The organism is Streptacidiphilus sp. EB129 (assembly GCF_041262645.1).
Classification (GTDB): Bacteria; Actinomycetota; Actinomycetes; order Streptomycetales; family Streptomycetaceae; genus Streptacidiphilus.
This window is the reverse complement of sequence record NZ_JBGCCS010000007.1, coordinates 265,859-284,249: the sequence shown is the minus strand read 5'-3', so window position 1 is coordinate 284,249 and position 18,391 is coordinate 265,859. Positions and strand designations below refer to the sequence as shown.

The window sequence follows — 18,391 nt, the reverse complement described above, 5'->3', positions numbered from 1 at the left end:
CCCGCTTTATCCTCCGGTTTGGGCTGCACTCGGTGCGTTGATCGTGACGGTGGCTGGCACGGCGATTCCTCTGGCCCGGCTGCGGATGCCCTATTTTCTGTGCGCTGTACTTGCTCTGCTCATGGCCATCGCGTGTGGGATAGGTGTCGCCATCATCGCCCTGGGGGATCTTGTAGCACCCCAGGCCCACGGAGGAGCGCGGATAGGGGCCGTACTCGCTTGTGGCGCGATCGGCATGGTGGTCGTCATGAGACATCTTGCTGCGACGCCGGGTCAGAAGGACTATTAGGGTAGGTCTCGGCGAACTGGAATTGGGGGATTCGCCATGGAAGACATGCTCCGCGAGCTTAACGGGATGCGGCAACGGGCCAGTGCACTGCAGAAGTTGATCGCAGAGGCGCAAAGTTCAGCCCCATCGGAGGCGGTGGGCTCGGACCGGAGCGGTTCCGTGCTCGTGCGGCTCGGGGCTGATGGGCTACCCAGGACCGTCCGCGTGGAACAAGGATGGCGGCGGAACATCCCTGCGGCTCAACTTGGGGACGCCGTACTCGATGCGGCACATATGGCGATGGTGGAACGCTCGCGCTCCTGGACCGCGAACTTCCCTGGCGGTGACTGGCGGGGTCGGTTGGACGCGCTGCAGGAGGAGTACGCAGCGACGCCCGTGCCCGCCGAAGCAGAGCACACGACTCCACTTGACGCCACCCCCGTTGCTTCCCGTGCGATCGGCGAGGTGATGGAGGATGTCCTGGCCCTGCTCGACTCCGGTGACAGCCCCTCGCAGTCCGGCACACGAGTACTGGAATGGCGGGGAACCGCAGCGGCTGGGAAGGTCCGGGTCACCGTCTCGCGGCAGGCGCTTATCCGATGTGACGTGGACCCCCGTTGGGCGGAACGGCAGACGGACAGTCAGCTCTCCTCGGCGCTGGAATCAGCGTTCACCACCGCGCGGGCAGCGCTCGCCGGATCGGTTCAGGACGGCTCTGCTCAACCAGGTGGTCGCGCGCAGGCGCTGTTCCAGGAAGCCCTGGCCATGCTGCGCAATCCGTAGGTCCACGTCAATTCCCGGAAGGCGGAAGAAGGTTGTCGGACAGTTCCACCGGATATGAGGTGACGGTCGAAACGCTCCGGGCCGAGGCGAAGCTCTGGCAGGAGCAGGGGGCCGCGCTCGGAGGTATTCCCTCCTCAGTGCAGGCGCTCAAGTTCGACCGGATGCAGTCAGGGGTCTTCCAACTGTTCACCGACGCCAATGACGCCATGGTGGATGCGGTCGCGGCCAGAGCGGGGGAGGGCAGTACGGAGATGGCGAAGATTGCCGAAGGGTTGCGCGTGACGGCCCAAGCCTATGAACTCCGCGAGCAGGATGTCTCCAGGGGATTCGATAAAGTCTGAAGGGCTCCCTCCACAGAAGGCGACGAAATGGCTTTCAGTCCATCCCAGTATCAGGCCGTGATAGACAAGGTCAATGCGAAGATCCCAATAATCGAGAGGAATCTCTCGAAAGTCCAGCAGGCGGGTGCGTCCACGGCGAACGCCTGGTACATGCCGGCAGGGCTGGGCGATCTGCTCATGGAGTGTGTCCATGAGTTCGTCAAGGCCGTCACCTGGTTGCTCGAACAGGTGAAGGAGCTCCTGAAAGGCGCTCTCGCCCCCCTGTATATGTGGGAGAACGCGTACACCTGGGAGAACGTCAGGGGGGTTGCCAGTGGAGTTGCCGGAGAAGTCACTGTGAGCGCACTCGGGTCGACGAAGGATTGGACCGGTGCCTCGGCGACGGCCTATACCCAGGCCATCGCACCGCAGTCCGCTGCTGCCTCACGACTGGCTGCCGTCGCTGATAAGACGTCGACCGCCCTGAGTATCTGCGCGGCCTCAGGACTGGTCTTTTACGGCGCAGTCGCGATCCTGTGTGTGCAGGAGGTGGAAATCACTGTGGGAGCGTCCGTCGCTGCGGCCACCGGGGCGGCTGCTCCACCGGCCCTGGCTGTCGAGACGACGAGTGCACTGCTGACCGGTGCTGGGCTGGTCGGCCTGATCGTGGGCCTGCTGAGCCTGGTCGGCGGGCAGGCCACCCAGATGACCTCTATCCATGGCGAGACCATCGACACGACGGCGTTCCCCGGAGGGCACTGGCCGACGGCCACCACCGTCTGAGGGGGCGAACGGCATCGCCGTGCCCCCCGCGCGGCCGTCGTGGAGACGGTCGGTACTGCCTGGTCGTCCCCGGGTGGGGCGCGGGCCGGGGGTGATTTTACGTTCGGGGCGGTGACCAGGTATTGTCTTCCTCGTTCGCCCCTATAGCTCAGTCGGTAGAGCGTCTCCATGGTAAGGAGAAGGTCTGCGGTTCGATTCCGCATGGGGGCTCCGAACAGACCGAAGGCCCTCGCCCGTGCGGCGGGGGCCTTCGGCGTTTCCGCTCCGCGGGGGGCTCACCTCAGACCCCGGCGACCACTCGGTCGCAGCGCTCCCGACTCGCTTGCACCAGCAGGCCGTTGGGCCGGTCGTTGCCGGTGACCCGGGCCCGGGCGCGCTCCGGGGTGGAGCCGTTGCCCCGGTGGCGGCCGATCAGGCGCCGGTCGCGCAGTTCCTCCGGCGCGTCCACGTACCAGAGCTCGGCGACCAGTTCCCGTACCTCGCGCCAGCCGTCGGCGTCCACGGCCAGGTAGTTCCCCTCGGTGACGACCAGTCGGGCGGCCGGCGGGATGACGTGCCGGGCCGCCACCGGTTCGTGCAGCGAGCGGTCGTAGTCCGGCACGTACACCTCGTGCGCCGGGGTCGAGCGCACCCGGCGCAGCAGTGCCAGATACCCGTGCACGTCGAAGCTGGGCGCCGAGCCCTTGCGGTCGGCGAGTCCGAGCCGCTCCAGTTGCCGGTTGGACAGGTGGAAGCCGTCCAGTGGCAGATAGGCTGCGCTCCCGACGCCGAGGCGCCGGTCGACGCCGTCGACGATGCCGCGCGCCAGGGTGGACTTGCCGGCGGCGGGCGGCCCGCACAGGGCCAGCAGCTGACGCCCCGGCCGCTCCAGCAGCCGGACGGCGTCGGAGATCAGCGGGTCCGAGATCAGCGGGCCGGAGATCAGCAGGTCGGAGGCCAGCAGGTCGGAGGCCAGCGGGTCGGACGCAGGCGGGTCGGGGATCGGTGCGGGGTGTCGCGGCATGGACCCAGTGTCCCCGGCGCGAGCCGCCCCGTCCCGCGCCGGTCGCGTGGCGTGCTGGCGGTGCTGGTGCTGCATACGTTGTGATGGTGCGCCACCTCACTCCCGTGGTGGCGCGATCGACCTGAGGGGGATCGGTGGGCGTGCGCATCGTGGTGGTGGACGACCACCGGCTGCAGGCGGAGGCGCTGGCGACCGCGCTGCAGTTGCGCGGGCACCGGGTGCTGGCGGTGGGCACCCCGGTCGCCGCGGCGGCCGAGCTGGTGGCGCACCGGCGACCCGAGGTCTGCGTGCTGGGGGTGGCCCATCCGGAGGACCATGCCTGTTTCGACGTGGTCCGGCGGATCCGCCGGGACCGGCCCGAGGTGGGGGTGGTGGTCACCGGCGGCGTGGGCAGCCTGACCGGGGTCGCGGCGGCCTTCCGCGCGGGCGCCGCCGGCTACGTCCGGCAGGACGAGCGGATCGAGGTGATGGAGCGCGCCCTGACCCGGGTCCGGGCCGGCGAGGCCGCGGTGGCCCCGGAACTGCTCCAGGCGGCCTTCCGGCAGCTGATGCGCCCGGTGCCGGAGCCGGACGACGAGGCGGTGCGGCTGCTGCGACTGCTGACCCGCCGCGAGGTGCAGGTGCTGTTGCGGATCGCTGAGGGTGAGGACACCCGGGAGATCGCCGCGGGCATGGCCATCGCGCCGAGCACCGCCCGTACGCATGTGCAGCGGGTGCTGATGAAGCTGGGCGCGCGGACCCGTCTCGAGGCCGCCGCCGTCGCCGCCCGTACCGGACTGCTGGACCAGGCCGGGCAGGGCTGACGCGGCTGACGGGGCTGATCTGTTGGTGACCTGACTCCACGGGACCGCCGGTGACCTGCGCCGCCGTGGAGATTCGCACGTGCATCTGTTGACTACTGGTTCGTTGTGTTTGAATATGTTGCCGGTAGGGTCCGTGCGAGTGTGCCGTGAAGGCGTGAAGGTGGAGCGAAGTCACGTGAAGAAGACCAGCACTCGATTGGCCGACGGCCGCGAGTTGATCTACTACGACTCGCGTGACGACGTCGTACGCGACGCCCAGGACCTGCGACCGCTCGACGCCACCAGCACCGCCACGGAACTGCGCTACGACCCGCTGCTCGACCAGTGGGTGGTCATCGCCTCGCACCGGCAGGGCCGGACCTACCACCCGCCGGCCGACGAGTGCCCGCTCTGCCCGTCGCGGGACGGTCGGCTCAGCGAGATCCCGGACTCCGACTACGACGTGGTCGTCTTCGAGAACCGCTTCCCCTCGCTCACCAACGCCGCGGCGGCGGTCCTGTCCAGCGCGGACGGCACCGTCGGCGGCTCCGGCCCGCTGCCGGACCTCACCCGTCCCGGGGTGGGCCGCTGCGAGGTGGTCTGCTTCACCTCCGACCACGACGGCTCCTTCGCCGACCTCACTCCGGCCCAGGTCGGCCTGGTCCTGGACGCCTGGACCGACCGCACCGCCGAGCTCTCCGCGCTCCCCGGCGTCGAACAGGTCTTCTGCTTCGAGAACCGGGGCGAGGAGATCGGCGTCACCCTCGGCCACCCGCACGGCCAGATCTACGCCTACCCCTTCGTCACCCCCCGCACCGAACGGATGCTCGCCGCCGCCGCCGCGCACCGGCGCCGGACCGGCCGCAATCTGTTCGACGACCTGCTCGCCGCCGAGCGGGCCGGCGGCGAACGGGTGGTCGTCGCCGGAACCCACTGGACCGCGTTCGTCCCCTACGCCGCCCGCTGGCCCTACGAGGTGCACCTCTACCCCAACCGCCGGGTGGGTGACCTGCGCGCGCTGAACGACGCCGAGCGTGCCGAGTTCTGCACCCTCTACCTCGACCTGCTGCGCCGCTTCGACCTGCTGTTCGACCCGGCCGGAGGCTCCCGTACCCCCTACATCGCCGCCTGGCACCAGGCCCCGGTCCGCTCCGCCCCCCCGGGCGGGGGCGGTGAACCGGCCCTTCACATGGAGCTCTTCACCATCCGTCGTACGGTAGGCAAGCTCAAGTACCTGGCCGGCTCCGAGTCGGGTATGGACGTGTTCATCAACGACGTGTCGCCGGAGACGGCCGCGCGCCGGCTACGAGAGGTCTCCCCATGAGCGTGCAGCCCGGCAAGTACCTGGTGACCGGCGGGGCCGGCTATGTCGGCGGAGTGGTCGCGGCGCACCTGCTGGAGGCCGGGCACCAGGTGGTGGTCCTGGACGACCTCAGCACCGGGCACCGCGCCTCGGTCCCGGCCGGCGCCGAGTTCGTCCAGGGCCGGATCCAGGACGCCGCCGACGTCGTCGACGGCTCCTACGACGCCGTGCTGCACTTCGCCGCGAGCTCCCAGGTCGGCGAGTCGGTGGCGGACCCGGAGAAGTACTGGCGGAACAACGTCGGCGGCTCGATGGACCTGCTCGCCGCCATGCGCAAGGCCGACGTGCGCCGGCTGGTCTTCTCCTCCACCGCCGCCGTCTACGGCGAGCCGGAGCGCAGCCCGATCGAGGAGACCGCCCGGACCGCCCCGACCAACCCCTATGGTGCGACCAAGCTGGCCGTGGACCACATGATCACCAGCGAGGCCGCCGCGCACGGCCTGGCCGCCGTCTCGCTGCGTTACTTCAACGTGGCCGGCGCCTACGGTGTGCAGGGCGAGCGGCACGACCCCGAGTCGCACCTGATCCCGCTGGTGCTGCAGGCCGCCCGGGGCCGGCGTCCGCACATCGCCGTCTACGGGGACGACTACCCCACCCCCGACGGCACCTGCGTCCGCGACTACATCCACGTGGCCGACCTGGCCGAGGCCCACCTGCTGGCCCTGGCCGCGGCCACCCCCGGCGAGCACCTGGTCTGCAACCTCGGCAACGGCAGCGGCTTCTCGGTCCGCGAGGTGGTCGAGGCGGTCCGCCGGGTCACCGGCCGGGAGATCACCGCGCTCACCTCCGAGCGGCGCCCCGGGGACCCGGCCGTCCTGGTCGCCTCCGCCGAGCGCGCGCGCACCCGGCTGGGCTGGACGCCCCGCCGCACCGATCTGGACGACATCATCGCGACCGCCTGGACCTTCGCCCTCTCTCAGGAGTAGCAGTGACCAACCTGGACGCCGTCATCAAGGGCTTCGCCGCCCACTACGGCTCCGACCCGCAGGGCGTCTGGCAGGCACCGGGCCGGGTGAACGTGATCGGGGAGCACACCGACTACAACGACGGCTTCATGCTGCCCATCGCCATCCCGCAGGCCGCCCGGGTCGCCGCCACCCGCCGTGACGACGGCGTCCTGCGCCTGCACAGCGCCCAGTCGCCCCAGAACACGGGGACGCAGAACACGGGGACGCAGAACACGGGGACGCAGGGCACGGAGACGGCCGAGCTGCGGGTCACCGAGCTCAGCCCGCGCACCGTCGGGGGCTGGGCCGGCTACCCGGCCGGGGTGGTCTGGGCGCTGCTCGACGCGGGACACCAGGTCGGCGGCGCGGACCTGTTCTTCGACAGCGACGTGCCGGTCGGCGGCGGCCTGTCCTCCTCCGCCGCGCTGGAGTGCGCGGTCGCCTTCGCCTACAACGACCTGTACCGGCTCGGGCTGACCCCGACCGAGCTGGCGCTGCTGGCCCAGCGCGCCGAGAACGTGTTCGTCGGCGTGCCCTGCGGCATCCTGGACCAGCTGGCTTCCAGCTGCTGCGCCGAGGGCGCGGCGCTCTTCGTCGACGTGCGCGCCATCGACCCGCCCCAGGGCCGCACCCGACAGGTCCCGCTGGACCTCGCCACCGCCGGGCTGGTGCTGCTGGTGATCGACACCGAGGTCAAGCACGCGCACGCGGACGGCGCCTACGCGCGCCGCCGCGAGGGCTGCGAGCAGGCGGCCGCGCTGCTGGGCGTGCCGGCCCTGCGCGACATCGGGCGCGAGGACCTGGACGCGGCGCTGGCCCGGCTGCCCGAGGGCGAGCTGCGGGCGCTGACCCGGCACATCGTCACCGAGGACGACCGGGTCGAGCGGGTCACCGCACTGCTGGACGCGGGCGACCTGCGCGGCATCGGCCCGCTGCTGACCGAGGGCCACGCCTCGATGCGGGACGACTTCGTCATCTCCTGCGCGGAGACGGACCTGGCGGTGGCCACGGCGGTCGAGGCGGGCGCGCTGGGCGCCCGGATGACCGGCGGCGGCTTCGGCGGCTCGATCATCGCCCTGGTCGAACGCGAGGACGCCGACCGGGTCGCGGACGCCGTCGCCGCGGCCTTCGCCGCCCAGGGCTGGAAGCCGCCGCGCGCCTTCGCGGTCACCCCGGCGGCCGGGGCCGCCCGGCTGGCGTAGCGGGACCACAGGTCGCCGTCTGCCCGATCCCCCGCCGACGCTCTACCCTGGGACGTCAGAGGTCGGCGGGGGCCGGTATGCCGGTGGCCGGTGGTTGCGGGCAGGGGGACGACTGTGGGACGTATCCGGGTCCTGGTGGCCGACGGGCACCGCATCTTCGCGGAAGCGCTCGCCACCGCGCTCGCGGCGGAGCCCGACGTCGAGGTGACCGCCTCGGGCAGCGCGCAGTCGGCGGAGCGGGCGCTGGAACGCGCCGTCGCCGAGAACCGGCCGTTCCACGTCCTGCTGGTGGACGCGGACCTGGGCCCGGGGCCGGCCCCGGGTTCTGCTCCGGCCCCGGGGTCTGTGCCGGGCTCGGGGTCTGTGCCGGGCTCGGGGTCTGCGCCGGGTTCGGCCGTCCCCGCGCCGACCGGGGCCACCGGCCCGCCGCGTGCCGGGGGAGCGGACCCCAGACGCCCGCTGGCGGCGGTCGTACCGGCCGCGGTCCCGCCGGTTCGCCCGGCGCTGACGCTGCCCGCGCAGCGGCGGTCCGCCGAGCCCGCGGCCGTCGCGGCGCCCAGGTCCACGGCCCCGGCGGTCCGCCCGGCCGGGGACGGCATCTCCTTCGCGGGCCGGGCCCGGGCTGCGCACCCGGCGCTGCAGGTGGTGGTGCTCGCCGCCGAGGACGACCCGCGCCGGGTGGTGCAGGCGCTGCAGGCCGGCGCGGGCGCGTGGGTCGCCAAGGAGAGCTCGCTGGGACGGCTGATGGCCGTGATCCGGGGAGTGCTGCGGGAGGAGACCCACATCCCGCCGCTGCTGCTCACCGGCGTCATCAGGGAACTCACCGCCTCGCGCCGGGACCGGACCGAGAGCGAGCGCCTGGTCGAGTCGCTCACCCCGCGCGAGAAGCAGGTGCTGCGCTGCATGGTGGCCGGCCTCGGCCGGCAGGCCGTCGCCGACCGGCTCTTCCTGTCCCCGCACACGGTCCGCACCCATATGCAGAACGTCCTGGGCAAGCTGGGGGTGCACTCCACCCTGGCCGCCGTCGCCCTGGCCCGCCGCGCCGGGGTCGGCCCGGTCGAGCAGTAGCCCCGTCGCGTCCTACGACACCGCCCGCGAGGCCCCGCGGGCCCGCCCCGAGGTGGCCCGCAGCAGCTCCCCGCCGGCGGCCACCGTCAGCGCGCACGCGATCGCGGCCAGGTGCTCGACCCCGGCCAGGTTGGGTTCCAGCACCTGTTCAAGCACCATCGCGGTCACCGTCACCACCGCGGTCAGCCAGGCCCGGCAGCGCCAGGCCACGTAGACGGCCAGCGCGACCACCGCGGCGGAGGGGCCGGTGTCGCGGGCGAACACGTTGTCCCAGGGCATGCCGCCCCGGGCGTAGACGGTTCCGGCGAGGGTGCCCGCGTAGGCGACGGCCAGGGTGCGCCAGCGGCCCACCGCCAGCTCGGCCACCCCGAACACCACGAAGACCTGCGCCGCTGCGCCCCACACCGGCAGCGCGGGCGCCGGCACGAACAGCGACAGGGGGGTGCGCAGCAGCGACTCCCACAGCGGCAGCGAGGCGCGGACCACCCCGACCCGCTCCACCAGCGCGGCCCCGCCCGGGGTGTGCTGCAGCACCTGGAACACCAGCACGGCCAGCGTCGCGGTCAGGGTCAGCGGGAGGGCGGCCAGCCTGTCCCGGACCAGCCGGTTCCGCACGGCCCGGTACAGGTCGCCCCACTCGGCCTCGACGGCGTCACGCAGCACCCTTCCAAGGTAGAACAATTCGGGAACTCGATCAGCTGTGACCGTGCCCTGTGCTCCGCCCTATCCGATCTGCCGCTGGGCGCTCGGCAGTGCCGCGCCGGGCCGGTGGCGGCGCTTGAAGAGGCTGGGGAGGCTGGGGGCGGTGATGAAACCCTCGGCGCGGGCCGAGGCCAGGCCGATCCTGGGCAGGTCGCTGCTGCGGGCGAACAGCAGGTAGCGGGGCTCCCAGATGGGCCGGTACTTGGCGTTGGCCCGATAGAGGGATTCGATCTGCCACCAGCGGGAGAAGAACATCAGCACCGAGCGCCACATCCGCAGCACCGGCCCCGCGCCTAGCTTCGAACCGCGCTCGAACACCGCCCGGAACATCGCGAAGTTCAACGACACCCGCTTCACGCCGACCACCTCGGCCTGCGCGATCAGTTCGAGCACCATGAACTCCAGCAGCCCGTTGTCGGCGTCCCGGTCGCGCCGCATCAGGTCGAGCGACAGCCCCTCCCGGCCCCAGGGCACGAAGCTGAGCAGCGCCCGCAGCTCGCCCTCGCCGTCGTGGCACTCCAGCATCACGCACTGGCCGTCGTCGGGGTCGCCGAGGCGGCCCAGCGCCATCGAGAAGCCGCGTTCGGTCTCGCCGTCGCGCCAGTGGTCGGCGCGCTGCAGCAGGGTGTCCATCTCGGCTTCCGGGATGTCCGCGTGGCGCCGGACCCGCACCGTGTAGCCGGCCCGGCCGACCTTCTTGTGGGCCTGCCGGACGCCGCGCATGGCCCGGCCGTCCAGAGTGAAATCGTCCACCTCGACGATCGCCTCGTCGCCCAGCTCCAGGGCGTTGAGGCCGTGCCGGGCGTAGACGTTGCCGCCCTCCTCGCTGGCGCCCATCACCGCGGGCACCCAGGCGTGCTCGCGGGCCTGGGCCAGCCAGCGGTCGATCGCGCCGGGCCAGGCCTCGATGTCCCCGATCGGGTCGCCGGAGGCCAGCGACACCCCGCCGACCACCCGGTAGGCCACCGCCGCCTTGCCCGAGGGCGAGAACAGCACCGACTTGTCGCGGCGCAGGGCGAAGTAGCCGAGCGAGTCGCGCTCGCCGTGCCGGTCCAGCAGCTCGCGCAGCTGTGCCTCGTCCGCAGGGCACAGGTACTCCTTGCCCTTGGGGGAGCGGAACAGCGCGTACAGGACCAGCAGGAAGATCAGCGCGCTCATCACGTTGATCGCGATGTCCACCCAGTGCGGGGTGTGGATGTTGCGGTAGTCGCTGCCGGAGGGGGACAGGGTGTAGACGCGCAGCAGCGCGTACTCCAGCCGGTCGCTGAAGGTGGAGCCGCCGACGGTGTTGGTCGTCGAGACCAGCAGGGTGCCGATCAGCATCCCGACGGCGCCGCCGCCCAGCAGCGCGCCCAGCGCGAGACCGGGGTTGGAGCGGTCGCCCTTGGCGTGGAACTCGCGGCGGCCGACCAGCAGTGCGACCAGGAACACCAGGGTGATCGTCCCGGAGACCCAGTTGAACCAGTGCTCCCGGACCTCCGGGTACACCGCCATGCTGAGCACCACCAGGGCCGTGTAGAGGCCTGCCAGGATGGTGTTGAAGATCCACGCGACCCGCTTGCGGCGGCGCATCATCATCGCCAGGAACAGCGCCAGCGCGCCCGAGGCGAAACCGGCGGTGAGCATGTACGGGGTGAAGAAGTCGCCGGTGTTGTGCCGGGTCACCTGGCCGCGGAAGGGGGCGGAGACGGCTCCGAAGAAGTTGAGCGCCGCGGCGACGCGCAGGTACCAGACGGCGACGGCGGCGGCGCGGGGGCGCCAGACAGCGAGCCGGTTCGTCGGCATTTCGGAGGACACGTCCCTCCCCGTCCTTATTTTCGGCGATTCTTCATGATTACATGCCGATTCGACCATGCCGTCAGACATGACGGCGAGAGCCCGCCCCCCGATCGGCGGGGGCGGGCTCTCGCTGCGGACGTAGCGGGACGGTCAGTCGTGGTGGCGCAGCACGTCCTCGAACGCCTCGGCCAGCACCGCGTGGCCGGTCGGGTTGGCGTGGATGTCGTGGTACGGGGTGCACTCCCAGGTCCACTCGCAGATCCGGGCCACGTTCAGCGGCACCGGGCCCAGGCCCGGCAGGGTGACCTGGTCCTTGAAGTCGTTGGTGGAGTACGCCGTGGACGCGTCGGCCAGCGCGAAGTGGCCGGCCCGCAGCGAGGCCTTGATCACCCCGTTCAGCACGGTGGAGAGGCCGGTCGACTCCTGTGCCAGCTGCTGCCCGGCCGGGCCGGTCAGCCACACCGCGAGGAAGGGGTCGTAGTAGTTCATCCCGGCGTAGCGCACCCGGGGGCCGCCGGCCTGGTAGAGGCCGCGGGTGATGCCGGGCAGCTGCGCGGCGACGGTGGCCACGCCCTTGGCGGTGCAGGCCAGGTCGATGCCGGTGGGGCTGAGGCAGCCGTCCACGTCGTTGGCGCCGATGTCGATGGTCAGGTACTGCACCTGGCCCCGGTGCGTGCGCAGGAACTTCTCGGCGGCGTCCAGCTGCGAGCTCGCCCCCGGGTAGCTGCAGATGCCGCCGTTGATCATCGTCTCGGTGGTCTCGCCACTGCAGCCCAGCTTGATGTGCACCAGCGACGGGTCGTGCTGCTTGAGCTTCGCGTACAGCTGGTCGGTGTAGGAGACGTTGGTGTTGGTGCGCACATTGGGCTGGTACCCGGCCGCGAGCGAGTCACCGAGCGAGACGTAGTAGTGCGCCTCGTGATGTCTCCCGGCGCTCTGACTCCCGCCGCTCTGACTGTCCTGGGCCGAGGCCGTGCCGCTCAGGCCGGCCACGGCGAGCGCCGCCATCGCTCCGGCGGCGAGTGCCTTGCGTACCGGGGAAGTGCTGGGCATGGGTGGGCCCCCCTTCTGGGGTGCCGCGTACGATGCGGCTCCCGATCCCCCGGAGTATCCCAACCGGTCAGTAGCTTCTGGCAATACCCGTGCAGCAGCGCGGTCTGACCAGTGGTCAGCCCCGCGTTACTCGGGAAGGTTGTCGAACGGTGCCACCAACTGCCGCAGCAGCGCCGCCAGCTCGCCGCGCTGGCCGCCGGAGAGTTCGGCGAGCAGCAGGCGTTCGTGGGCGAGCAGTCCGGCCAGCGCCTCGTCCGCAAGGTCCTGGCCGGCGGTGGTCAGCCGGACCAGGACGCCCCGGCGGTCGCCGGGGTCGGGCAGTCGCTGGACCAGGCCCTTCACCGCGAGCCGGTCGATGCGGTTGGTCATGGTGCCGGAGGTGACCAGAGTCTGCGTCAGCAGCTGCCCGGGGGAGAGCTGGTAGGGGGCGCCGGCCCGCCGCAGTGCGGTGAGGACGTCGAACTCCCAGGGCTCCAGGTTGTGTTCCGCGAACGCCGTGCGCCGGGCGCGGTCCAGATGGCGGGCCAGCCGGCTGATGCGGCTCAGTACTTCGAGCGGTTCCACGTCGAGGTCCGGGCGCTCGCGACGCCATGCAGCGACCAGCCGGTCGACCTCGTCCTCCATAAGCGATCAGTGTAGTCGTAGGTGTGTCGATGTGAAGTCTCTTGACATCAAGAAACAACAGCGGTCAGACTGGAAGTATCTTGACGTCGAGATACTTGGGAGAGCCGCCATGCCCGCCACCGCCTGGGACCCGGACCAGTACCTGCGGCACGCCGACCACCGCAGCCGCCCCTTCCACGATCTGGTCGACCGGATCCGGCAGACCCCCGCCCGGGTGGTCGACCTCGGTTGCGGCCCCGGCAACACCACCGTCACCCTCACCGGCCGCTGGCCCGGTGCGGTGGTCAGCGGCATCGACAACTCGGCCGCGATGATCGACCAGGCCCGCCGCGACCACCCGCAGGTCGACTTCCGGCTGGGTGACATCACCGGCTACGACCCCGCCGCCGACGGCCACCCGGACCTGATCCTGTCCAACGCCGCGCTGCAGTGGGTCCCCGGCCACGCCGACCTGCTGCCGCGCTGGGCCGACGCCCTGCCGTCCGGCGGCACCCTCGCCTTCCAGGTTCCCGGCAACTTCGGCGAGCCCACCCACACCCTGCTCGCCGACCTCAGGAACTCCCCGCGCTGGGCCGGCCGGCTCGGAGACGGTCCAGATCTCGCCACCGTCCAGCGCCCCGCGGTGCACGAGCCCGCCGACTACCTGCGGCAGCTGCTGGCCCTCGGCCTGGACACCGACGTCTGGGAGACCACCTACTACCAGGTCCTGCCCGGCCCCGACCCGGTGCTGGACTGGATGATGGGCACCGGGCTGCGTCCGGTCCTCGGACTGCTCACCGACCCCGCCGAGCGCGCGGCGTTCCTCGCCGAGTACGGCGCGCTGCTCGCCGCCGCCTACCCGGCCGGCCCGCACGGCACGGTGCTGCCCTACCGCCGCATCTTCGTCGTCGCCACCAAGCCCTGAGGCCGCCGGCCGGTCAGGCCTTTCGGCGGCCTACCAGCTGGGGTCGGCGTTCCATCCCCTCCAGGCCGTGCCAGGCCAGGTTGACCAGGTGGGCGACCACCTCGGCCTTCTTCGGCTTGCGCACGTCCAGCCACCACTGGCCGGTCAGCGCGACCATGCCGACCAGCATCTGCGCGTACATCGGCGCCAGTTTCGCGTCGTAGCCGCGCGACTTGAACTCCAGTCCGAGGATGTCCTCGACCTGGGTCGCGATGTCGTTGATCAGCGACGCGAAGGTCCCGGTCGACTGGGCCACCGGCGAGTCCCGGACCAGGATCCGGAAGCCGTCGGTGGACTTCTCGATGTAGTCCAGCAGTGCGAACGCGGCCTCCTCGCACAGCTCACGCGGATGGCCGCCGGTCAGCGATCCGGTGACCATGTCCAGCAGCAGCTGCATCTCGCGGTCCACCACGACCGCGTAGAGGCCCTCCTTGCCCCCGAAGTGCTCGTACACCACGGGCTTGGAGACGCCGGCCTTCGCCGCGATCTCCTCCACCGACGTCGCCTCGTAGCCGCGTTCGGCGAACAGTGTCCGCCCCACGTCGAGCAGCTGCTCGCGCCGCTGCTTCCCGCTCATCCGCACCCTGCCCGTGCCCGCTGCCCGCCGGGCCCGCGGCGACGGTGCTCCCCGTCCCGCCTTCGCGGCAACGGGTGGATCGCCCGCCCCATCTGACCCACCGCTGCGTTCGTTCACGGCACCATCATGCCGCGCGCCGGGCCGCGATCCGCTCCGGGCTCGGCCAACGGACGTCGCGCGCCCACCCGGCCAGCTCGAACCAGCGGATCAGCCGGGCCGAGGAGTCCACCTGCCCGCGCAGCACCCCGTGCCGGGCCGAGGTGGGGTCGGCGTGGTGCAGGTTGTGCCAGGACTCGCCGCAGGACAGCACCGCCAGCCAGGCCACGTTCCCGGACCGGTCCCGGGATCTGAACGGGCGCTTGCCCATCGCGTGGCAGATCGAGTTGATCGACCAGGTGACGTGGTGCAGCAGCGCCACCCGCACCAGCGAGCCCCAGAAGAACGCGGTCAGCGCGCCCTGCCAGGACCACGCCCAGAGCCCGCCCACCAGCGGCGGCAGCAGGATCGAGGTCAGCGTGAAGAAGGCGAACTGGCGCGAGATCCAGGAGACGTCGCGGTCCCCGACCAAGTCCGGCGCGTAGGTGTGCTGCGGGGTCTGCTCCTCGTCGAACAGCCAGCCCATGTGTGCCCACCACAGGCCCTTGAGCAGCGCCGGCACGGACTCGCCGTAGCGCCACGGCGAGTGCGGGTCGCCGTCCTTGTCGGAGAACTTGTGGTGCTTGCGGTGGTCGGCGACCCAGCGCACCACCGGGCCCTCGATGGCCAGGCTGCCGGCCACCGCCATGGCGATCTTCAGGACCCGGTTGGCCTTGAACGAGCCGTGCGTGAAGAAGCGGTGGAAGCCCACGGTGACGCCGTGGCAGGCGGTGAAGTACATCACCACCATGATCACCACATCGTGCCAGTCGAGCCCCCAGCCCCAGGCGAAGGGCACGGCGGCGACCAGCGAGAGGAACGGGACGGCGATGAAGGAGCCCAGCGCGAAGCGCTCGGCGAACCCCTGCTTCTCCCCGCCCCTGGTGGCCGACACCGTCGAGAGCGGACGCGGCTGCGTCGGCAGTACGGCCGTGGCGGCGGGTGCCAGGGCCTCCTCGGAGGACTGAGCGGACATACGGCGACCTCGGGGTGGTGAGGGAAGGGACCGTTCCTACGCATCCGTAACCTACGGCATCGTAGGTTGATTGCCCGCTCCCGTCCGCGTCAACCCCGCCCCGGCGTGGCGGGCCCGGATTGGTAGTGGAGGCACGGCGGCGAAACCCGTAGGCTGTGGGAGCGTCACGGCGGGGACCCGTACCCCCCTTGACCGGTGATCCGCTGTAGTGTAATTGGCAGCACGGCATCCTTTGGAGATGTTCGGTCTAGGTTCGAGTCCTAGCAGCGGAGCCCCAGCCCCTGAGCCCGAACCGGGTGCTCGGACCCTGAGCCCGGACCCTGAACCTCCGGTCCCGGCGGCGCGGCCTCCGGCCCCCGCTATCCTCGGACCGTTCGGGTACGCCTGTGCGGATTCACTCCGGCGTCCCCGTGGACCCTCCACCCCCGTGATGCCGAGGAGCCCCCTCTCGTGAGCTTCAACCCGCCGGCCGCCGTCGTCGTCCTCGCCGCTGGCGGGGGCACCCGCATGAAGTCGGCGGTGCTGCCGAAGGTGCTGCACCCGATCTGCGGGCGCACCCTGGTCGGCCACGCCGTGGCCGCGGCGCGCGAACTGACGCCGGAACACCTGGTCGTGGTCGTCGGCCACATGCGGGAGAAGGTCGCCGCCCACCTCGCCGCGATCGACCCGGACGCCCGCACCGTGGTGCAGGAGCAGCAGAACGGCACCGGCCACGCGGTCCGGGTCGCCCTCCAGGCCCTGGCCGACGACGACGTGTCCCTGGACGGCACGGTCGTGGTCAGCACCGGCGACACCCCGCTGCTCACCGGCGCCACCCTGCGCCGCCTGGTGGAGGCGCACGCCGCCGACGGCAACGCGGTCACCGTGCTGACCGCCGAGGTGCCGGACGCGACCGGTTACGGCCGGATCCTGCGCGGCCCCAGTCACGAGGTGCAGGCCATCGTCGAGCACAAGGACGCCACCGAGGCCCAGCTGCGGATCGCCGAGATCAACTCCGCCGTCTACGCCTTCGACGCCAAGCTGCTCGCCCAGGGCCTGGCCGAGGTCCGCACCGACAACAGCCAGGGCGAGGAGTACCTCACCGACGTGCTCGGCATCCTGCGCGAGGCCGGCCACCGGGTCGGCGCCGTGGTCGCCGCGGACTACCGGGACGTCCTGGGCATCAACGACCGGGTCCAGCTCGCCGAGGCCCGCCGGATCATGAACGACCGGCTGCTGGAGACCGCGATGCGGGCCGGGGTCACCGTGGTCGACCCGGCCAGCACCTGGCTGGACGTCCAGGTCGGCTACCAGCCGGACGCGGTGCTGCTGCCCAACACCCAGCTGCAGGGCGCGACCGTGATCGGCGCCGGCGCCGAGGTCGGCCCGAACTGCACGCTGACCGACACCGAGGTCGGTCCCGGGGCCCATGTGAGCAACACCACAGCCGACCGGGCCGTGATCGGCCCGGGCGCCACCGTCGGCCCCTACGCCTACCTGCGTCCGGGCACCGTGCTCGGCGCCGGGGGCAAGATCGGGACCTATGTCGAGACCAAGAACGCGGTCATCGGCGAGGGCAGCAAGGTGCCGCACCTGAGCTATGTGGGCGACGCCACAATCGGCGAGGGCACCAACATCGGCGCGGCCTCCGTCTTCGTCAACTACGACGGTGTGAACAAGCACCACACCACCATCGGCAGCCACTGCCGGACCGGTTCGGACAACATGTTCGTCGCCCCGGTGACGGTGGGGGACGGGGCCTACACAGCGGCCGGATCGGTCATCTACAAGGACGTGCCGGCGGGCTCGCTGGCGGTCACCCGGCCGCAGCAGCGCAACGTCGAGGGCTGGGTCGAGCGGAAGCGTCCGGGCACCGCGGCGGCGCTTGCGGCCCAGGCCGCGCACTCCGGTGCGCCCCTTCAGGCCGACCCTGAGGCGACGGAAACCGCCGCCGACGCGTAACCTGGGGGACATCCAGGAGCCGCGGAGCTGACGTCACCCCGATGTCGCCGACGCTCCAGCCAACCCCCCCAGCAGCCACGCCGCCCATCGCGGCGGGCGCAGCGCGCGTCAGTGACGCAATGAGGAGACGGTGCAGTGACCGGGATCAAAACGTCCGGTGAGAAGAACTTGATGCTCTTCTCCGGCCGCGCACACCCCGAGTTGGCCCGGGAGGTGGCAGAGCAGCTGGGTGCGGACCTGGTTCCCACCAAGGCCCTGGACTTCGCCAACGGCGAGATCTACGTCCGCTACGAGGAGTCGGTGCGCGGCGCGGACGCGTTCGTGCTGCAGAGCCACACCGCGCCGATCAACCAGTGGATCATGGAGCAGCTCATCATGATCGACGCCCTGAAGCGGGCGTCGGTCAAGAGCATCACCGTGATCATGCCGTTCTACGGTTACGCCCGGCAGGACAAGAAGCACCTGGGCCGCGAGCCGATCTCGGCCCGCCTGATCGCCGACCTGCTGAAGACGGCGGGCGCGGACCGGCTGATGTCGGTGGACCTGCACACCGCGCAGATCCAGGGCTTCTTCGACGGCCCGGTGGACCACCTGTTCGCGCTGCCGCTGCTGGCGGACTACGTGGGCGGGAAGGTCGACCGCGACCGGCTCACCATCGTCTCCCCGGACGCGGGCCGGGTGCGGGTGGCCGACCAGTGGTCGGACCGGCTGGGTGCCCCGCTGGCGATCATCCACAAGCGCCGAGACCCCAATGTCGCCAACAAGGTGATGTCCGCCGAGGTCGTCGGTGACGTCAAGGACCGGGTCTGCGTCCTGGTCGACGACATGATCGACACCGGTGGCACCATCTGCGCGGCCGCCGACGCGCTGTTCGAGCAGGGTGCGGCCGACGTGATCGTGGCGGCCACCCACGGCGTGCTGTCCGGTCCGGCCGCGGACCGGCTGAAGAACTCCCGCGCCAGCGAGTTCGTCTTCACCAACACCCTGCCGACGCCGGGTGAGCTGCAGATGGACAAGGTGACCACGCTGTCGATCGCCCCGCTGATCGCTCGCGCGATTCGTGAGGTGTTCGACGACGGCTCCGTCACCAGCCTGTTCGACGGCGCGCACTAGGTTTTTTCGGGGGTGCGGGGTAGCTGTTG

General features: G+C 71.4%; 18 protein-coding genes and 2 tRNA genes. 13 read left to right on the top strand and 7 right to left on the bottom strand.

What is annotated here, in order from left to right:
- Positions 1-325 precede the first annotated feature (325 nt).
- The 4 genes from ABH925_RS12080 (at position 326) to ABH925_RS12065 (ending at position 2,364) form a co-directional block, all read left to right on the top strand.
- On the top strand, positions 326-1,051 hold the full coding sequence (locus tag ABH925_RS12080; RefSeq protein WP_370147400.1) for a hypothetical protein: 726 nt from the start codon (positions 326-328) through the stop codon (positions 1,049-1,051).
- A 32-nt stretch (positions 1,052-1,083) separates the two neighbouring features.
- On the top strand, positions 1,084-1,392 hold the full coding sequence (locus ABH925_RS12075) for a type VII secretion target (protein WP_370147399.1): 309 nt from the start codon (positions 1,084-1,086) through the stop codon (positions 1,390-1,392).
- Between the two features lie 57 nt (positions 1,393-1,449).
- Positions 1,450-2,154: a hypothetical protein gene (locus tag ABH925_RS12070; protein ID WP_370147398.1), complete on the top strand. Its 705-nt coding sequence runs from the start codon at positions 1,450-1,452 to the stop codon at positions 2,152-2,154.
- Between the two features lie 137 nt (positions 2,155-2,291).
- Positions 2,292-2,364 (top strand) — tRNA-Thr (locus tag ABH925_RS12065).
- Between the two features lie 70 nt (positions 2,365-2,434).
- Here ABH925_RS12065 and ABH925_RS12060 read toward each other — a convergent pair.
- Positions 2,435-3,157, bottom strand: a complete 723-nt coding sequence (locus ABH925_RS12060; RefSeq protein WP_370147397.1) for a nucleoside/nucleotide kinase family protein — start codon at positions 3,155-3,157, stop codon at positions 2,435-2,437.
- A 134-nt stretch (positions 3,158-3,291) separates the two neighbouring features.
- On the opposite strand from ABH925_RS12060, the gene ABH925_RS12055 reads away from it, so the two are divergent.
- The 5 genes from ABH925_RS12055 (at position 3,292) to ABH925_RS12035 (ending at position 8,519) form a co-directional block, all read left to right on the top strand.
- Positions 3,292-3,960, top strand: coding sequence for a DNA-binding response regulator (locus tag ABH925_RS12055; RefSeq protein WP_370147396.1), 669 nt, complete (start codon positions 3,292-3,294; stop codon positions 3,958-3,960).
- A 175-nt stretch (positions 3,961-4,135) separates the two neighbouring features.
- A complete protein-coding gene (gene galT / locus ABH925_RS12050) occupies positions 4,136-5,263 on the top strand; it encodes a galactose-1-phosphate uridylyltransferase (protein WP_370147395.1) in 1,128 nt (375 codons plus the stop codon).
- Positions 5,260-6,228: a UDP-glucose 4-epimerase GalE gene (gene galE / locus ABH925_RS12045; protein ID WP_370147394.1), complete on the top strand. Its 969-nt coding sequence runs from the start codon at positions 5,260-5,262 to the stop codon at positions 6,226-6,228. The genes galT and galE overlap by 4 nt, the downstream gene beginning before the upstream one ends.
- 2 nt (positions 6,229-6,230) lie before the next feature.
- A complete protein-coding gene (galK, locus tag ABH925_RS12040) occupies positions 6,231-7,451 on the top strand; it encodes a galactokinase (RefSeq protein ID WP_370147393.1) in 1,221 nt (406 codons plus the stop codon).
- A gap of 114 nt (positions 7,452-7,565) precedes the next feature.
- Entirely contained in the window at positions 7,566-8,519 is a 954-nt protein-coding gene (locus ABH925_RS12035) for a LuxR C-terminal-related transcriptional regulator (RefSeq protein ID WP_370147392.1), read from the top strand.
- A 12-nt stretch (positions 8,520-8,531) separates the two neighbouring features.
- On the opposite strand, the gene ABH925_RS12030 is transcribed toward ABH925_RS12035, so the two are convergent.
- The 4 genes from ABH925_RS12030 to ABH925_RS12015 form a co-directional block, all read right to left on the bottom strand.
- The gene (locus ABH925_RS12030; protein ID WP_370147391.1) at positions 8,532-9,182 is read right to left on the bottom strand and encodes a hypothetical protein; all 651 of its coding nucleotides are present in this window, start codon (positions 9,180-9,182) and stop codon (positions 8,532-8,534) included.
- Positions 9,183-9,242: 60 nt separating this feature from the next.
- Positions 9,243-11,006: a phosphatidylglycerol lysyltransferase domain-containing protein gene (locus tag ABH925_RS12025; protein ID WP_370147451.1), complete on the bottom strand. Its 1,764-nt coding sequence runs from the start codon at positions 11,004-11,006 to the stop codon at positions 9,243-9,245.
- Positions 11,007-11,150: 144 nt separating this feature from the next.
- Positions 11,151-12,053, bottom strand: a complete 903-nt coding sequence (locus ABH925_RS12020) for an SGNH/GDSL hydrolase family protein (protein ID WP_370147390.1) — start codon at positions 12,051-12,053, stop codon at positions 11,151-11,153.
- 126 nt (positions 12,054-12,179) lie between these two features.
- Positions 12,180-12,677 (bottom strand): MarR family winged helix-turn-helix transcriptional regulator, encoded by a 498-nt coding sequence (locus ABH925_RS12015; RefSeq protein WP_370147389.1) that lies wholly within the window; start codon positions 12,675-12,677, stop codon positions 12,180-12,182.
- A gap of 109 nt (positions 12,678-12,786) precedes the next feature.
- Here ABH925_RS12015 and ABH925_RS12010 point away from each other — a divergent pair, with 109 nt between their 5' ends.
- Positions 12,787-13,581, top strand: a complete 795-nt coding sequence (locus ABH925_RS12010; RefSeq protein ID WP_370147388.1) for a methyltransferase domain-containing protein — start codon at positions 12,787-12,789, stop codon at positions 13,579-13,581.
- A 13-nt stretch (positions 13,582-13,594) separates the two neighbouring features.
- Here the strand turns inward: ABH925_RS12010 and ABH925_RS12005 are convergent, their stop codons facing one another.
- Both ABH925_RS12005 and ABH925_RS12000 read right to left on the bottom strand, forming a co-directional pair.
- Entirely contained in the window at positions 13,595-14,314 is a 720-nt protein-coding gene (locus ABH925_RS12005) for a TetR family transcriptional regulator (RefSeq protein WP_370147387.1), read from the bottom strand.
- A gap of 7 nt (positions 14,315-14,321) precedes the next feature.
- Positions 14,322-15,308, bottom strand: coding sequence for an acyl-CoA desaturase (locus ABH925_RS12000; protein ID WP_370147386.1), 987 nt, complete (start codon positions 15,306-15,308; stop codon positions 14,322-14,324).
- Positions 15,309-15,507: 199 nt separating this feature from the next.
- Between ABH925_RS12000 and ABH925_RS11995 the strand changes: the two genes are divergently transcribed.
- From ABH925_RS11995 to ABH925_RS11985, 3 genes are all read left to right on the top strand, one after another.
- Positions 15,508-15,580 (top strand) — tRNA-Gln (locus ABH925_RS11995).
- A gap of 178 nt (positions 15,581-15,758) precedes the next feature.
- Positions 15,759-17,249: a bifunctional UDP-N-acetylglucosamine diphosphorylase/glucosamine-1-phosphate N-acetyltransferase GlmU gene (gene glmU, locus ABH925_RS11990; protein WP_370147385.1), complete on the top strand. Its 1,491-nt coding sequence runs from the start codon at positions 15,759-15,761 to the stop codon at positions 17,247-17,249.
- 135 nt (positions 17,250-17,384) lie between these two features.
- The gene (locus ABH925_RS11985) at positions 17,385-18,362 is read left to right on the top strand and encodes a ribose-phosphate diphosphokinase (RefSeq protein ID WP_370147384.1); all 978 of its coding nucleotides are present in this window, start codon (positions 17,385-17,387) and stop codon (positions 18,360-18,362) included.
- Positions 18,363-18,391 lie beyond the last annotated feature (29 nt).

What these genes read in the sequence shown, in the direction of transcription:
- ABH925_RS12080 (WP_370147400.1), top strand. Translation starts at nt 326, where the DNA reads ATGGAAGACATGCTCCGCGAGCTTAACGGGATGCGGCAACGGGCCAGT.
- ABH925_RS12060 (WP_370147397.1), bottom strand. Translation starts at nt 3,157, where the DNA reads ATGCCGCGACACCCCGCACCGATCCCCGACCCGCCTGCGTCCGACCCG.
- galE (WP_370147394.1), top strand. Translation starts at nt 5,260, where the DNA reads ATGAGCGTGCAGCCCGGCAAGTACCTGGTGACCGGCGGGGCCGGCTAT.
- ABH925_RS12025 (WP_370147451.1), bottom strand. Translation starts at nt 11,006, where the DNA reads ATGCCGACGAACCGGCTCGCTGTCTGGCGCCCCCGCGCCGCCGCCGTC.
- ABH925_RS12020 (WP_370147390.1), bottom strand. Translation starts at nt 12,053, where the DNA reads ATGCCCAGCACTTCCCCGGTACGCAAGGCACTCGCCGCCGGAGCGATG.
- ABH925_RS12015 (WP_370147389.1), bottom strand. Translation starts at nt 12,677, where the DNA reads ATGGAGGACGAGGTCGACCGGCTGGTCGCTGCATGGCGTCGCGAGCGC.
- ABH925_RS12010 (WP_370147388.1), top strand. Translation starts at nt 12,787, where the DNA reads ATGCCCGCCACCGCCTGGGACCCGGACCAGTACCTGCGGCACGCCGAC.
- ABH925_RS12000 (WP_370147386.1), bottom strand. Translation starts at nt 15,308, where the DNA reads ATGTCCGCTCAGTCCTCCGAGGAGGCCCTGGCACCCGCCGCCACGGCC.